At 45.3% G+C, this 14,677-nt stretch carries 14 protein-coding genes; 1 reads left to right on the top strand and 13 read right to left on the bottom strand.

What is annotated here, in order from left to right:
- Positions 1 to 428 precede the first annotated feature (428 nt).
- From MHB64_RS03435 to MHB64_RS03410, 6 genes are all read right to left on the bottom strand, one after another.
- Positions 429 to 1,130 (bottom strand): CPCC family cysteine-rich protein, encoded by a 702-nt coding sequence (locus MHB64_RS03435; RefSeq protein WP_341133712.1) that lies wholly within the window; start codon positions 1,128 to 1,130, stop codon positions 429 to 431.
- Positions 1,131 to 1,188: 58 nt separating this feature from the next.
- The gene (locus MHB64_RS03430) at positions 1,189 to 2,178 is read right to left on the bottom strand and encodes a hypothetical protein (protein ID WP_341133711.1); all 990 of its coding nucleotides are present in this window, start codon (positions 2,176 to 2,178) and stop codon (positions 1,189 to 1,191) included.
- Positions 2,179 to 2,286: 108 nt separating this feature from the next.
- Complete coding sequence (gene rlmD / locus MHB64_RS03425; RefSeq protein ID WP_341133710.1) at positions 2,287 to 3,828, bottom strand: 23S rRNA (uracil(1939)-C(5))-methyltransferase RlmD; 1,542 nt, start codon at positions 3,826 to 3,828, stop codon at positions 2,287 to 2,289.
- Positions 3,829 to 3,970: 142 nt separating this feature from the next.
- The gene (locus MHB64_RS03420) at positions 3,971 to 4,861 is read right to left on the bottom strand and encodes a diacylglycerol kinase (RefSeq protein ID WP_094874080.1); all 891 of its coding nucleotides are present in this window, start codon (positions 4,859 to 4,861) and stop codon (positions 3,971 to 3,973) included.
- A 227-nt stretch (positions 4,862 to 5,088) separates the two neighbouring features.
- Positions 5,089 to 5,859 (bottom strand): sirohydrochlorin chelatase, encoded by a 771-nt coding sequence (locus tag MHB64_RS03415; protein ID WP_280789117.1) that lies wholly within the window; start codon positions 5,857 to 5,859, stop codon positions 5,089 to 5,091.
- Positions 5,860 to 5,862: 3 nt separating this feature from the next.
- The gene (locus tag MHB64_RS03410; RefSeq protein ID WP_019913624.1) at positions 5,863 to 6,153 is read right to left on the bottom strand and encodes a YerC/YecD family TrpR-related protein; all 291 of its coding nucleotides are present in this window, start codon (positions 6,151 to 6,153) and stop codon (positions 5,863 to 5,865) included.
- Positions 6,154 to 6,583: 430 nt separating this feature from the next.
- Here MHB64_RS03410 and MHB64_RS03405 point away from each other — a divergent pair, with 430 nt between their 5' ends.
- Positions 6,584 to 7,153, top strand: coding sequence for a hypothetical protein (locus MHB64_RS03405; RefSeq protein ID WP_094876652.1), 570 nt, complete (start codon positions 6,584 to 6,586; stop codon positions 7,151 to 7,153).
- A 17-nt stretch (positions 7,154 to 7,170) separates the two neighbouring features.
- Here MHB64_RS03405 and corA read toward each other — a convergent pair whose 3' ends face one another.
- The 7 genes from corA to MHB64_RS03370 all read right to left on the bottom strand — a co-directional run bounded on the left by corA (position 7,171) and on the right by MHB64_RS03370 (position 14,442).
- Positions 7,171 to 8,130: a magnesium/cobalt transporter CorA gene (gene corA, locus MHB64_RS03400; RefSeq protein ID WP_094876653.1), complete on the bottom strand. Its 960-nt coding sequence runs from the start codon at positions 8,128 to 8,130 to the stop codon at positions 7,171 to 7,173.
- A gap of 1,190 nt (positions 8,131 to 9,320) precedes the next feature.
- Positions 9,321 to 9,545 carry a hypothetical protein gene (locus MHB64_RS03395; protein ID WP_341133709.1) on the bottom strand — a complete coding sequence of 75 codons (225 nt, stop codon included), beginning with the start codon at positions 9,543 to 9,545 and terminating at the stop codon, positions 9,321 to 9,323.
- Between the two features lie 135 nt (positions 9,546 to 9,680).
- Positions 9,681 to 10,673, bottom strand: coding sequence for an inorganic phosphate transporter (locus MHB64_RS03390; protein ID WP_341133708.1), 993 nt, complete (start codon positions 10,671 to 10,673; stop codon positions 9,681 to 9,683).
- A gap of 13 nt (positions 10,674 to 10,686) precedes the next feature.
- Positions 10,687 to 11,304, bottom strand: coding sequence for a DUF47 domain-containing protein (locus tag MHB64_RS03385; RefSeq protein WP_042184774.1), 618 nt, complete (start codon positions 11,302 to 11,304; stop codon positions 10,687 to 10,689).
- 202 nt (positions 11,305 to 11,506) lie between these two features.
- Positions 11,507 to 12,604, bottom strand: coding sequence for a DUF3048 domain-containing protein (locus tag MHB64_RS03380; RefSeq protein WP_341133707.1), 1,098 nt, complete (start codon positions 12,602 to 12,604; stop codon positions 11,507 to 11,509).
- Positions 12,605 to 12,749: 145 nt separating this feature from the next.
- Positions 12,750 to 13,526 carry a DODA-type extradiol aromatic ring-opening family dioxygenase gene (locus MHB64_RS03375; protein ID WP_094874366.1) on the bottom strand — a complete coding sequence of 259 codons (777 nt, stop codon included), beginning with the start codon at positions 13,524 to 13,526 and terminating at the stop codon, positions 12,750 to 12,752.
- 85 nt (positions 13,527 to 13,611) lie between these two features.
- Entirely contained in the window at positions 13,612 to 14,442 is an 831-nt protein-coding gene (locus tag MHB64_RS03370) for an alpha/beta hydrolase family protein (RefSeq protein WP_042124053.1), read from the bottom strand.
- Positions 14,443 to 14,677 lie beyond the last annotated feature (235 nt).

Here is a 14,677-nt window from a genome sequence, read left to right as displayed (position 1 = left end):
AGTAATTTAAGGTGTTACAGGAACTCGAATTGGTGTGCACAGCCAATTAGTCCTTACACTAAGAATGGTCGGGGTATCCTAACGCTTAGTTGCGATACACTTCATAACCTTCTCACCGTATCTATCGTGGCGACTATGCATTGTGTTGCGTTTAGTGCATTTTTTATTTTTATTTCACAAAAACGTGAGAAAGCGAAAGTAGGCTTATTACACCGTTTAATGATGGTAACTAGCCATTTCACAGTTCTCCCTAGACTGTCTCTTAACAGAAACAGGTTATAATTTTAAAGCATTATTGTACGCACAAGACTTTAACAGAAAACTAATACAGGGTCGATAATGGTTATACTGACTGAAGATGCGAAATTGAAATCGTCATCCACCCCCCTCAATAAAAAAACGCCTCAGAGATACTCCCTGAAGCGTGATTACTTACAAAACATTTTTATGTCATCTAAAGCTGAATGAGCATGTCCTCTAACAAATTTACTCTCATCATTCAATGCATCATTAATAAGTGGAATAATCAGTTCCTTGTTAAGCGCTCTGTGTATTCTAGCAATATGACCAAAACAAAGAATTGCTATTCCTCTTATATTTTCGTTTTTGTGCTGACTATATCGGACCATCAGGTCTTGTACAAACTCCCCATCATCCGCATTTAATGCTAGGGAGAGCAAGCCTCTTAATATTGTGTCATGGTTATCGGAATTAATTAGGTTTACGATTTCTTGATTTTTCTCTATGTTATTGCTGTAACGTTCTGTACTTTCGTGAACAATATCATCTAGTACCTTTTCGAAGGAATTGATTTCCTGCCATATTTGTTGAACAGATTCATTATTTAAGGTTCTAAGTTTTTCAAAAGCATTAATTAAACTTTTCTTTGTTTGAATTTCTTTATCCGTTTGTTTTAGGATTCTTCGTCTATCTCTATACATGATGTAGTATTTTTTGAAGTTCTCCCGAGCCTCTGTAAGTGAATAGTCTTGATTCGGACCACCCCAAACTTTGTCTGCGTGGGGGTCATCTTGTCCATCATCCTCCCAATTACATAAACAACAAATTTCCCAACCCCGTCTTTCTTCTAGTGTGGGATAACCACAACAGGGACAATTATGCCGATTCATTTGACACTTACCTTTCCTTTTCAGACATCACTAATATTTGGGCTGACGAGGGGGCTAACTATAAATTATTTATGGCATAGTCTAGTATCTCTTCTCTAACATTCTTGGGCAATTCATATCTATCATATCTCAAAGCGTGAGGACTTATTTCTACCTTTCTTCCTGCATCTGCTTCTTTTTTTACAAAGTACTCTAACGCATCTAACGGATTCGATGATTCCTTCAACAGTAAAATTTTTAATTCCTCCAATAATTGAGGTTGACTGATATCTTGGAACTTTAGCAGTCCATTAGTACTTTTATATTGTGTTTCGTAATTGCTATAATTTTCGATAACTTCCCAATCAGACCATTTTGATTGAAGTTCTTGAGATATGTTTGGAATATCATTAGCATGCCAAAACTCTAATCTTTTCGACATAATATCTATATGGAAGCCCCCCACAGGGAAATCCTTAGACCATTCATCTAAGGAAATACTTTTATGACCATAGGATTTATCTATTTTGTTAATCAAATCAGGTCCATATGATAAATAAACGTCTATTCCCCCACATAACGGAAACAGAAGTAATTCGTTTTGAGAGAACTTTACACTTGCCACCGTATTAACCCAATTCTTCTCTTCAGGAGGCGCTAGACTTAAATCATTTATATCATCTTCAGAACTTGTTAATACTTTTTCCTTAGGGTAACCAACATATGTTGCTAAATCTATTATGCCTTCATAAGCCCATTGGATTTCCCATTCATACCAAGTATTCCTCATAAGTTTTAAATAGAGATTCCTTAGTGGGATGTCGTACAGTATATCCTCACCACCATAAATAATTAATTTCTTTTTATCTAAATCAAGAATAGCCCCACCTTCTGCCCAAACATCATCTAACCATCCTGATTCATCAACCTTTGTCTGCATCTCGATAAATTTAATGGCATACTGTTCTCCCCAAAATAAATCTTTTGGCAGAGTGTTCGCACACCAATGACTGTAATACAACTCGTAAGATTTATTCCTAACAATAATTAAATTCGCTCTTTGTCCCATTATTCCCACTCCGTTCAAATAGCTTTGCCCATAGGGATTAATATTCCATATATAAAAGGAAAACCCTTCCAACGGTAGGAAGGGTCTGAACACCGATACATCTTATTATTAATCGTTCCTCACGAGTAGTGAACAACACTCCACATGCACCGTATGCGGGAACATATCCACCGGAGTTACCTCCACTGTTCTGTACCCGCCATCTTCGAGCACCCGCAAGTCCCTTGCCAATGTGGATGGATTACACGACACATACACCACACGCTCCGGCTTCATCGCAAGAATCGTCTCCAAAAGTCGCGGATCGCAACCCTTACGGGGAGGATCGACCACGATAACATCTGCCGTAATCCCCTGCTCTTTCCAATTCGGAATGACATCTTCAGAGGCTCCAACCTCGAACACTACATTCTTCATCTCATTCAACTTCGCATTCGCCCGGGCATCCTCAATAGCTTCCGGTACAATCTCCACACCGTATACCTTAGCCGCATGCTGCGCCAAAAAGAGAGAGATCGTACCGATGCCGCAATAGGCATCGATAACCGTTTCATTGCCAGTCAGTCCGGCGTATTCTACGGTTTTTCCGTACAGCACCTCAGTCTGTGCCGGGTTCACTTGATAGAACGAACGCGCTGAGATTGCGAACTGTACATCGCCGATGTAGTCATAGATGACGTCTCTGCCCCACAGGACACGGGTTTCATCCCCGAAGATGACATTCGTGCGCTGAGTGTTGACGTTCTGGCAGATGCTGACTACATCTGGCAGCTGTTCGCGGATGCTCCCGAGCCAGGCGTCCAGGTGCGGGATGTCGCGGCCGTTGGTTACGAGGACGAGCATCATTTCACCGGTGCGGAAGGCTTTTTTCACGACGACATGGCGCAGCAGGCCGCGGCTGGTTTCTTCATTATAAGCAGAGATGCCGAGTTCTCTGCCGATGCCTTTCACCTTGCGCACAACGTCATCGTTATCTTCATGCTGAATTAAGCATGTTTCCATATCGATGATCCGGTGGCTTCCCCGCGCGTAAAAGCCGCCCACAAGGCCGCCTTCTGTTACGCCGATCGGCACCTGAGCCTTGTTGCGATAACGCCAAGGCTCGTCCATGCCCAGTGTAGGGCGGACGAGAATGCCCTCTGTCTTAGCCACTCCAGCGCCATCCGCGATGTCACCATCGTTAGCACGGTCCATCTGACTCTCAACAGCTTCATTCGCTTTGCTCTTTCCGCTGTCTCCGCCACCACCACTCACCCGGAGCTTCCCAATCCGCTCCAGGTTGTCCACCACCAGCTGCCGTTTCCACGCCAGCTGCGCGGTGTAGTCCATATGCTGCAGCTGGCAGCCGCCACACTTATCATAGATCTCGCAAGGCGCCGCAATGCGGGCGCTGCTCGCCTCTACTAAATTCAGCAGCTTGGCGTAGCCATACTGCTTCTTAGTCTTGAGCACCTTTGCCCGGACCTTCTCTCCGGGAAGAGCTCCCTGCACAAAAAGGGTAAAGCCTTCAACGCGGCCTACCCCTTCACCTTCATGGGTCATGCCGATAATATCGAGCATAACCTCATCATTTTTATTCACAGGCAGTTCGGCGACAGGCGCCTTGCCGACTGGGCGGCTGGTGCTGCGTCCACTGCGGTGTTTACTCATTATTTATAGTTCACTTCTTTCATTATCATCGCTGTATAAACCCAATTAAATGTCTTCAATCATTTCCATCACTGTAAATCTTACAGTCTCTTCGATCAAAGATCATCGCTGTATAATCCCACACTCTTACTTTCAATCAATCTCAGTTATTCTCAGCAAAAATCCGCAAATGCTGCGGCAAAATCCGGAATCGTCCTGGCAGCTCTCCACCCAGTTCACCGTCCAAGTTCAATTGGACATGCCCTGGTGAGATTACATCCATCGCATCCGTGCGGAAATAAACAACCTTCTTATCATTCAAATGCTCACCGCGAAGAGCCAATCTGACCAAACGGACAAACTCTGCCAGATTGCATTTTTTAACCGCTATAACATCTAACAGACCGTCATCGATACGAGCGCCGGGAGCGAGCTTTTCAAAGCCGCCAACAGAATTCGTGTTTGCAATCAGGAACAGCATGAACTCATCATGAATAACTTCTTGGCCATTGGCACGAATGATTAATTCCTGAGGTGACAGGCTGACCATTTTTTCAATACCTTTTAGATAGTACGCAAGCTGCCCTATCATGGTCTTCAGCTTACTAGGAACTTCATATGTCAGTTCGGTTAGACTACCGCCGCCTGCTATATTAATAAAATAACGGTCATTTGCCTTGCCGATATCAATCGGACGTGTCTCTTGGCGAATGATCAGATCACAGGAATCTTCCCAGTTCTTCGGGATCCCCATTGCACGTGCGAAATCATTAGTAGTACCAAGCGGCAAGACGCCGAGCGGGGGAAGATTAGGCTTCTCCGCCATACCATTAATAACTTCATTTAAAGTGCCGTCGCCACCGGCTGCTATGATCAAGTCATAACCGCGTTCTACTGCATCTGCAGCAGCTATCATAGCATCGCCTTCTCCGGTTGTTGCATGGCAGGTGGCTTCAATGCCACCAATATCCAGCCGGTCCAAAATATCGGCGAGCCGCTTCTTCATTTCTTCCCGTCCAGAAGTGGGATTATAAATCAATCTCGCAGTTTTCATTACCGGAACGCCACCTGTTTTTATAATAGAATAACCTAATTGATTATACCTAATTCGGACCACTACAATCAATGTTAAAGGCCCTTTCATGCAAATATTCCATTATACAGCAATTCATGACACTTTATTTAACAAAAAAATATATTTATATGTATATGCAGCAAATCCCGTATTATCCACGGATCTGGGCCCTTTTTTATGATTAAATGTGCTCAGGGGTAGGTGCTTTATCGTTTCATTCGAATCTGTTCGAGGAGTGTCTCTACCTGTCTCTCCATCCAATGCGGAAGAAGGGGGTGCGGCAGAAGTGTTTGACCAGAATACTTATAGGTTAACCCTTTTAGTCTGTTCGGAACCACATGCTTAGTAAAATAGCCTTCACTCAAAAAAAGCGGCGCCACCAGTACCTCGTGACCCTGCTCCTGCCAATACTCTACCTTGCTTCTTACACTATCCGGACTCAGCAGAGCATAGTCGGCCGCCGCTACGCCACTCACCTCACGGACACGTCCCGCCAGCGAAGATATGCCCTGCTCCCAGCGCTGCCGGAAACCATCATATACACTGCCATGCCCCACAAGCAAAATCGTCTCTCGCTTCGGTTCCGTAGACAGCTCACGTAGCTTGTCCCAAATCATTACAGCGATGTCCGGATCATCGTCGATAGGATAACCATAGTGAACTTTAGCCTTCACTGAGAACAGCGCTAAATCCGTCTCACGTTCAGGCTCAGGTTTGGCGCCTAGTGCATATTCTATCTCATCGACATGTGTACTTCCTGAGGAAACGAACAATGGGATCACAATAATATCTGTGACCCCTGCGTGTTCCAGCTCATTTATTCCATCTTGAATCAGACGGCCCTCTACCAGCTCTAAAAAAGAGACCACAACAGGAATCTTTTCACCTAGCGACAATCCGCTTACGGCTTCCTCTACAATCGATACCCAAGCCTCGTCGCGAGAGCCGTGACTGATAATAAGTACGCCCGGTACCATAAATTAACGTCCCAAACGTTCCAGCGTTAATTTATAACCGTCATTACCGTAGTTCAGGCAACGTTTTACACGGGAAATCGTAGCTGTGCTTGCACCCGTCTCTGCTTCGATCTGGTTGTAGGTGGAGCCTTTGCCAAGCATACGCGCTACTTCCAGTCGCTGCGACAACGATTGAATCTCGTTCACAGTGCACAGATCATCAAAGAACACATAACATTCTTCCATATTTTTTAACGTTAAAATAGCTTCAAATAATTGGTCGATACTTTTATCATTCAACTTCTTAAGTTGCATCAGCTTTTCATCCCCTAAAAGTTCTATCAGCATTAGTTTCTCTAATTAAGCTCCGTACAAAACTAGCTCCGGAAACATAAACCTCATGCGACTATCCTGCCTTTACTATATTGCACTGGAGCGCATTTTTCAAGCATTAACGATTTCACGCTGTAAAGAGTGAAATCGATGGACAAACGTCCACCCATGGCGCACACTCAATATGTACCCAACCGCGTTTGTTTCTTCCTGCATAAGAAATAGCACCTACACTATAGTACTACATAAGCGCCGAAAATCAAGCTTGTACACGCTTTTTTCACTTCTTAAGGACGATTATAGGCATTCGCCCTTTTCCGCTCCTATCACGGGTAACCCGGGCATTCGTCTATACCGTATGTTCGCCCATGACATACAGTATAGCAGACCACTAACAAAGGAATGTGATATTATGCCTGATCATTACTATAATCATTCCCGCCGAAACCAGCGTTCATTGACCGATACTTATAATGCATCTGCTTACCCCGGGCTCAGTCCATATGCGCCTTCATCCCCCCCAGGAGAGAGCGGAATCCTTCCCGCTTTAGGAGCAGAAGCAGCCACCGAAACTGCGCTAGCGCTTCCTGCTGCTGAAGCTACGACTAAGGCAAGCGGCGGGCTTGCCGGATTGCTTAGCGGCTTGGGCGGTTTAGGCGGCGGTGGCGGAATCGGTGGGAATATGGAGCAAATCAAAGGTATCATCGACCGAATGGGCGGTATTGACGGGATCGTAAACTCCATGGGTAAGGTGCAGAAGGTGATGTCCGGCTTCCAGCAGATGGCTCCGATGGTTAAGCTTTTTATGGGTAACTTCGGCAAAAACAAAGGCTCCTCAGGTGCACTAGCTGCCGAAGAGGATGCAGCGCTGTACAGCCCTAACCGACGCAAAAAAAGACGTTCCACCTCGACCCGCCGCAAATCTACTACAACCACACGCCGGCGCTCTACTCCCTCTACCGGAAAACGTCGCCGCAAATAGCGGTGACGTTTTATTTTTCACTTAAACCATCCACTACGCCGGAACCATCTGAACATACTAACACCCACCACCAGCATAAATAGCAGAACGCCAAAATATCCATACTTCCATTCGAGTTCAGGCATCACCACGAAATTCATCCCATAAATTCCGGCAATCAGCGTCAGCGGCATGAATACGGTAGTGATTACTGTTAGTGTTTTCATGATCGAATTCATCCGGTTGGAGTTAAGAGATATGTAGCTATCACGTAGGTCCGCAGTCATTTCTCGATCCGCCTCAATCATATCGGACAGTTTTAATAAATGGTCATAGATATCGCCAAAATAAATCCGTTCCTCGCCGTTGCTCTGGACATGCTGCGAATTCAAAATCCGGTACATCAAATCGCGCATCGGCACAATCGTCCGCCGCATCTTGAGCAGCCTTCCGCGCAAACCAAACACTTGGCTCATCAAATCCTCCACCGACTCACTGCTGCCATTGCTCTCCAGATCCGCAAGCTCGTCTTCTAAACTGTATAGGCACGGAAAATACTTATCTACCAGCTTGTCCATTACTGTATATGCAGCCGCCATCGGACCACCTGACCAGCCTTTACGACTATGTATTTCACGCTTCACCTGCTCCCAAGCTTCATTCATCTCTGTTTTTTCCTGATGATGATAGGATACGAGGTAATTTGCGCTCAAAAAAAGGTCTATCTCTTCAGCATCCAGCGTCTCTTCATTCAGCGCATGCAGCACAAAAAACTGTACTTCCTCATAATGATCCAGCTTCGGCCGCTGTAGTACATGCATACAGTCCTCAATCGCCAAAGGGTGGAAATGAAAGTAGTGATCCAACAGCAGCGTCTCCTCTGCCGTAGGTGTAGCAAAGTCTGCCCATATCCATGCATAATCCTCCCGCCGGATATCCTGCAAAGGTATGTCTGTCAGCACCTCACCAGTATGCGTCACCGCAAGTGTACGTATCATAAATGTTCCTCCGCTTCATCTTCTTCCACGCATCTATTGTACCGCAAGAAGAGGAGTCTTCCAAAAATAACAAAAAAAATCTCAGCCGGAGAATCGTAGCTCTGAGGTTCCATTACTCTTTAGTGTCCCATTACTCTTTAGTGTCCCATTCCTTCCTTTTGTTCCTAGGTTCATTTTTTTCTAATACCCTCCCAATTGTTCCTGCGATCTCATTTCTCTCCTCTACCAGCTACCAATGCCAGTGCCATAATCGCAACAATAGCTAAGCTATCGTGAGTTACCGCCATTTGACGAAACGTTTGGTGTAAGGAGTACTGAGGTTTAACACTAATTATTCGGGCTTAACTACACCGGCTTAACTTTGTCGGATATCTGATTATGGCCTCGCGCACACTTATTTTTGTATCTCAGTTTCCACTTTGATCCTATTTATGGTTTATAGGTAAAAGATCTAATCACTTATTAGTAAGTGTCGTTCATCTTCTTCTTCTCGCCTTTGATCAGTCGGCTCATAGTGTATATAACGATGCTTCTCAGATGGTGAGGAAAGGATGGATAAAGAAAATAGGGTTGGGTTGTCACCGAACTTAATCAAATCGTATCGAGTGATTGTTTAATGATTAGTTAGTTTAAATTCTAACCCGCCGCTTAAATTCGACAGATGCACAAAAAGCTACGTCAGACATCCGCTCAAATACACCTTACCCTATCTTTATTTAAACACTCTCATCTGTATAAGCTAGACTCTGCTAATCCAAAGCATTTATGCCCTGCTTTCTACTCAATTGACACTATTTCACGAATTCCGAGGCATTTATGCCCTGCTTTCTACTCATTCGACGCTAATTCACGAATTCCGAAGCATTTATGCCCTGCTTTCTACTCATTCGACGCTATTTTACGAATTCCGAGGCATTTATGCCCTGCTTTCTACTCATTCGACGCTATTTCACGAATTCTGAGGCATTTATGCCCTACTTTCTACTCATTCGACGCTATTTCACGAATTCCGAGGCATTTATGCCCTGCTTTCTACTCATTCGACGCTATTTCGCTAATTCCGAGGCATTTATGCCCTGCTTTCTACTCATTCGACGCTATTTCAGGAATTCCCAAGCATTCATGCCCCTCTTACTGCTTCTTCCGCATAATTCAGCTAATTCTACGGGATTTCTACCGCTATTTCCTCCTCAGACGCCCAATTCCGCCATTTCTGCGGGATTTATACCGTTCTTTCCACTCCAGACGCCCATTCCCAGCATTTCTGCGGGATTTATACCGTTCTTTCCCCGTTGAGGAAGAGCCGAGCGCTGGAGCAAGAGAGTCTGTCTGTCTCTGTCCGTCTGTCTCTGTCTGTCTCTGTCTCTGTCTCTGTCTCTGTCTCTGTCTGTGTCTGTGTCAGTCTGTCCAGCCATTCTTTCATCCATCCCCCCATCAGTCCCCCCCACTGGGGGAGGATCGAATCATGCGTGGTCGAACTTCCCTCACCCATACAACAAAAAAAGATGTCCGCAGCCAAAGGCTAACTGACATCTTTTTATTAAAGGGATTTAAAAAATGATTTTGAAAATCAGACCAGCTAATACCGCACTGATTGGAATCGTAATAAACCAAGTGACTACAATACGTCCAGCCACTCCCCATTTCACGGCAGAGAACCGTTTGGCGGAGCCAACACCCAAGATCGCGGAAGTGATCGCATGTGTCGAGCTGACTGGCAAATGCAGCAGTGTTGCTGAGAAAATAACGGAAGCCGCGGAAATATCAGCCGCGAAGCCGTTGATCGGCTCGATTTTGAAAATCTTCGTACCCATGGTCTTGATAATCTTCCAGCCACCAATGGAGGTACCGAGTGCCATAGCCGTAGCCGCAGCAATCTTAACCCATAGAGGGATTACATCCATAGACTCTTGGCGTCCTGATGTAACTAGGGCAAAGGTAATGATCCCCATCGCCTTCTGCGCATCATTCGTACCATGAGTAAACGACTGTAATGCCGCCGTCAAAACCTGCATGGAGCGGAAGCCCTTGTTGACCGTATGTGGACTACGCTTTGCAAAAATCCATTTCAGGACAGTCATAATGATATAACCGATAACAAATGCAATAATTGGCGAGAAGATCAAGCCCTCGACAATTTCCACAAACCCGCCCCAGTTAATATGCGACGATCCTGCACCCACATATACAGCACCAGCCAACGCGCCGATCAGTGCATGAGAGGAAGAGGACGGAATTCCGAGCCACCAGGTAATCAAATTCCAAATAATCGCAGCAATCAGCGTGGCTATGATGATATCCAGACCATTTTCCAGTAACGTGGGGTCTGTGATGCTTCCGCCAATTTTCTTGGCTACACCTGTAAACATCAAAGCTCCGACAAAATTCATCACTGCCGCCATAATAATAGCAGTTCGCGGTTTTAAAGCACGTGTAGAGACAGAGGTAGCAATTGCGTTGGCTGTATCATGGAATCCATTAATAAAGTCAAACGCAAGCGCGAGAAATATAACAATTCCAAGAATCCATATCGATGTTTCCATATTCTAGTGCCCCTTATGAGTTGCGCATGATGATCGATTCCAACATGTTGGCTACATCTTCACATTTATCTGTAGTGGTCTCGAGTCGCTCATATAATTCCTTGCGCTTAATCAGCTCAATCGGGTCCTTAACGGTTTCAAATAGAGCTTTGGTACAAATACGAAGGACTTCGTCCCCTTGATTCTCAAGGTCATTCAGACGGATCGTATATTCACGAATGGCAAGCAGCTTCTTCTGTGAGAGCAAATGAACCGCTTTTTGGATTTCATAAGCACACTGACGAAGGATTTCGGCGAATTGTACAATGTATTCATCCGGGTCAAGAAGGTTGTACATATAGAAACGTGAGGCAGATGCCTCCAAGCCATCAATGACATCATCCATGCTTGTAATCAAGTCCATAATGTCGTCACGCTCAAGTGGCGTAATGAACGTCTTGTTCAATTCCTTAATTACGGTGTGCGTGTAAGTATCACATTGGGATTCGTACTTCTTCATCTCTGCAGCGAAACTATCGACATTATTCTGGAGATCAGTGATATTCTGAGCAAAATAATCTGCAGCTTGGACAATGGTATCCGCCATATTTTCCAGCGTCTCAAAGAATATGTCCTTTTTTCTCAACTTCATTGTTTTAAACCCCTTTACATAATATTACCGTGAGTACAGAGTCACCCATATGTAAAAAGCATGAAAATGAATGACAACCCTTGTTATCTTAACATATCCGTAGAAGGTATAGAAGCTATAGAAATGAACTTTTTTACACTCTATTAACACTTACCCATAATTCCGAACACAAATCTGTATATCACTGGATATTCCGGCTTTCTTAGGTTGCACTATCTACCCCGCCGTATACCACATGACTGCTAAATGAAGGTGCATTAGGGACGACCAAAATATGGGTGATTCCTGGATACATCAGCTCTTCTTTACCATCCTTCACAAACCGGATCACATCACCTAGCTCACGCGACCATCTGCCCTTCGTGACCTGTCCCCGCTGAAAAAGCAGTGCTTCTCCGCCAAGCTCCACGTCCACCTGAAGTCTCCCAACATCATCAAGTACCTTATGATCGGATCCCATCACCAGCACATTTGCAGCTTCTACCGGCTTATTGTTGTTCAGATCCATATGCGGTTTGCCATTCACGTAACGCTGATAGGTCTGGAGCTGAGTATCGTATTTATAGTCAATTTTATAGCTTTTAAGTAAGAAGTTTACACTAAACTCAGCGGCCTGTTCTCCGCCTGGCGGTATGTAGTCTGGATTGTTAAAAAGATACCCTGGCACCTTCACACTTTTCTCATAACCCAGCTTCTCGGCACCTTCCCGCAGCTTCGCTGCATTGCTGTAGAGATTATGAGGGGCTTTACGTGCTTTGTCCCGCCAGAAATAGGCTCCGGCACGACCAATCTCGTCCATGTCTGCTTTTTTCTCTTTTTGCAAAATGGCATACGCCGCGGGGCTCCCCCCGGCATGCACGGTCACACCACCGTAGCTCTCACCTATATCTAGCAGATAAGGGCGAATACTGCGGATCGGTCCGATTTTGACCACTCCAGTATGACTTTGAAAAATACCAATCAGCCGCGTAATGCCACCTTCAGCAAGGACCTCATATAAAATATCCGCTTCACTCACCCCCGACTGTGGCCGGGCAGCTGGAGCATTATTAATCATAACAGCCAAGGGACGTGGGAGACTGTCTTCAGAAACCGGAAGACCTGTTAAACCGGAAATCAGTTCAGCAGATGGATCTGGAGTTGCCGATGGTTGAATCGTTTCAATAGGAGCGGGATCAGAGGTAGGCTGCTGAGTCGGGGTAATTACATTATTTGCACTCTCTGTTCCGCAAGCGGAGAGCAATAGGGTACTCAGTACAATGGCAGATAACAGACGGGAAGAAGAGCAATTTACTTTCATAAGCTTGTAGTTCCTCCTAAAACGTTTTATGTATCTTAATTGGTTTCTTCCATTTAATCACAGCCCGTCCCATTTGTCTTGATCCGCTTGCATTAAAAAAGGGCACAGCCGATCTCCGGCTGCACCCTGCGTGTATCTTATCCATTTAGTCTAGCTTCCAGCAATTGAGGCTTAATGTCCCATATTGATACGCTTGAAATATACGCTCTGCCTTCCTGCTACCGTCCGCTGTTCCCATCGCATAAAAGAGAGGTGCGAAATGCTCTCTACCGTAAGATGGGACCGCATCTCGAACATGCGGAGCTTTTTTCTCATAAGCAAACAGTGAAGGTAAATCCCAAGATTCTAATCCCTTGGCAATCCACGCATCAAATTCAAGTGCCCACTCTTCAGGCTGATCACTTTCATTAAGCATCCGCAAATTGTGAACAAGTCCACCGCTTCCTATCAGCAGTATGCCTTCATCACGCAGAGGAGCTAACATCCGGCCGATATTGTACTGTTCCTTGGGAGAACGCAGTGAATCGACGGATAAAGCGACTACCGGAATATCGGCTTTCGGAAACATTTTTTTCAGTATTACCCAGACTCCGTGATCGAGTCCTCGCCCCTGAACGGGCTGATGTGAAAGATTGTTACCCTTAAAGAGCTCGGAAATCCGCTTGGTTAGAGCAGGATCACCTGGGGCTGGATAGGTCAGCGTATACATTTCTTCAGGGAATCCGTAGAAGTCATGTTGAGTCTCGTGCTTCTCATCCATGGTGAGTAGCTGTTCTGGGCTATCCCAGTGCGCTGAGAATACTACTATACCCCGTGGTGCTTCTAGTTCTTGACCAAGCCGCTCCAGAAAACGGGTATACTCGTTATCCTCCAGTGCGAGGAGCGGAGAACCGTGCGCGATAAAAAATGACGGTAATTTCATAGGATGCCAACCTCCATAACCCAGTATATGGTGTGCATCTTTATTTTACCGCTAATTTCAAGTTATTGCGAGTAAAGTCCATCACCTATATCATCCAATTTTGCCATTCTGTCTGCACATGCTCCTGCTCGTTCATCCACTCTCTTGTCCGCTTAAGCAGTTGCTGCTGTGCCGGACCAGACGAAAAGGTATGATCACCTTGAAAAATGATCTCTTTATCGCATCGTCCCTCTGGACGCGTCCAGAATAATTTCTGATAAAGGAATGCATAATCCACGGGGATGACATCGTCAGACGTACCATGAATGACGAGCACATCACCGCTGAATTTACTAGCCTCTTGGAAAGGCTGGAAGGCCGCCAAAGAATTAAAATATACCGGTGTGAATGAGTAGCCCACGTAATCCGCTGATCCATTCTTCACCGATCGATCATACGCCTCCCGCCCTACAATCTTCACAATATCATTGAAGGGGTAACCTACGGAGGCCCACAGCACGAGATTCTTCACACGGCGATCACGAATACTTGTCAGAAGCGCAACCGCCCCACCCAAACTGTGGCCAATAAGCGTCACACGCTGTGGATCCACATCGGCAGAGCTAATTCCGTAATCGAGCACCGCTCTAGTCTGAGCAATCATCGACTCCATATCCTCCCCGCCGTAATTACCGCTGCTCTCTCCGCAGCCCGCATAATCAAATCGAATGACCATATACCCGTCTTGCGCCAGCTCACGCGCTGCTTTGACAAAGATCCGATCGACTCCAATCCGGTTACCCACAAATCCATGGCAGATTACAGCTAATGGCAATCTGTCCTTGCAACGTGTGGAAGTTCCCTTCTCTTTACTCGGATAATGGATGCTCGCTGTCAATTCTTCGCCGTTATGCCGGATAACAATATTCCGTTCCATTGCCGTAACCTCCTATATTTAATCATTATTTTAATTTATTAGAATTCCGATTAACTTAGTGTGAATTATATTCTTATTATAAAGAATTCGTTCATATTGTCAACAGGAACGGGACAGATCCTAGTAATTTGCAAGAGCAAATTCGGCGTATAAAGCGGAACGTCAAACAGCCAGTCTCCACAATAATGGAGACTGGCTGTTTTTTTTTCAATCACAAGATGAGCTTCCAGGGTCG

It is taken from the genome of Paenibacillus sp. FSL K6-2859 (assembly GCF_038008265.1).
In the GTDB taxonomy this organism is placed as follows: Bacteria; Bacillota; Bacilli; order Paenibacillales; family Paenibacillaceae; genus Paenibacillus_AQ; species Paenibacillus_AQ nitricinens.
This window is presented reverse-complemented; position numbering and strand designations above follow the sequence as displayed.

What these genes read in the sequence shown, in the direction of transcription:
- MHB64_RS03430 (WP_341133711.1), bottom strand. Translation starts at nt 2,178, where the DNA reads ATGGGACAAAGAGCGAATTTAATTATTGTTAGGAATAAATCTTACGAG.
- corA (WP_094876653.1), bottom strand. Translation starts at nt 8,130, where the DNA reads ATGATACGTACACTTGCGGTGACGCATACTGGTGAGGTGCTGACAGAC.
- MHB64_RS03375 (WP_094874366.1), bottom strand. Translation starts at nt 13,526, where the DNA reads ATGAAATTACCGTCATTTTTTATCGCGCACGGTTCTCCGCTCCTCGCA.
- MHB64_RS03395 (WP_341133709.1), bottom strand. Translation starts at nt 9,545, where the DNA reads ATGGCTGGACAGACTGACACAGACACAGACAGAGACAGAGACAGAGAC.
- MHB64_RS03385 (WP_042184774.1), bottom strand. Translation starts at nt 11,304, where the DNA reads ATGAAGTTGAGAAAAAAGGACATATTCTTTGAGACGCTGGAAAATATG.
- MHB64_RS03370 (WP_042124053.1), bottom strand. Translation starts at nt 14,442, where the DNA reads ATGGAACGGAATATTGTTATCCGGCATAACGGCGAAGAATTGACAGCG.
- MHB64_RS03405 (WP_094876652.1), top strand. Translation starts at nt 6,584, where the DNA reads ATGCCTGATCATTACTATAATCATTCCCGCCGAAACCAGCGTTCATTG.
- MHB64_RS03415 (WP_280789117.1), bottom strand. Translation starts at nt 5,859, where the DNA reads ATGGTACCGGGCGTACTTATTATCAGTCACGGCTCTCGCGACGAGGCT.
- MHB64_RS03420 (WP_094874080.1), bottom strand. Translation starts at nt 4,861, where the DNA reads ATGAAAACTGCGAGATTGATTTATAATCCCACTTCTGGACGGGAAGAA.
- MHB64_RS03380 (WP_341133707.1), bottom strand. Translation starts at nt 12,604, where the DNA reads ATGAAAGTAAATTGCTCTTCTTCCCGTCTGTTATCTGCCATTGTACTG.
- MHB64_RS03410 (WP_019913624.1), bottom strand. Translation starts at nt 6,153, where the DNA reads ATGCAACTTAAGAAGTTGAATGATAAAAGTATCGACCAATTATTTGAA.
- rlmD (WP_341133710.1), bottom strand. Translation starts at nt 3,828, where the DNA reads ATGAGTAAACACCGCAGTGGACGCAGCACCAGCCGCCCAGTCGGCAAG.
- MHB64_RS03390 (WP_341133708.1), bottom strand. Translation starts at nt 10,673, where the DNA reads ATGGAAACATCGATATGGATTCTTGGAATTGTTATATTTCTCGCGCTT.
- MHB64_RS03435 (WP_341133712.1), bottom strand. Translation starts at nt 1,130, where the DNA reads ATGAATCGGCATAATTGTCCCTGTTGTGGTTATCCCACACTAGAAGAA.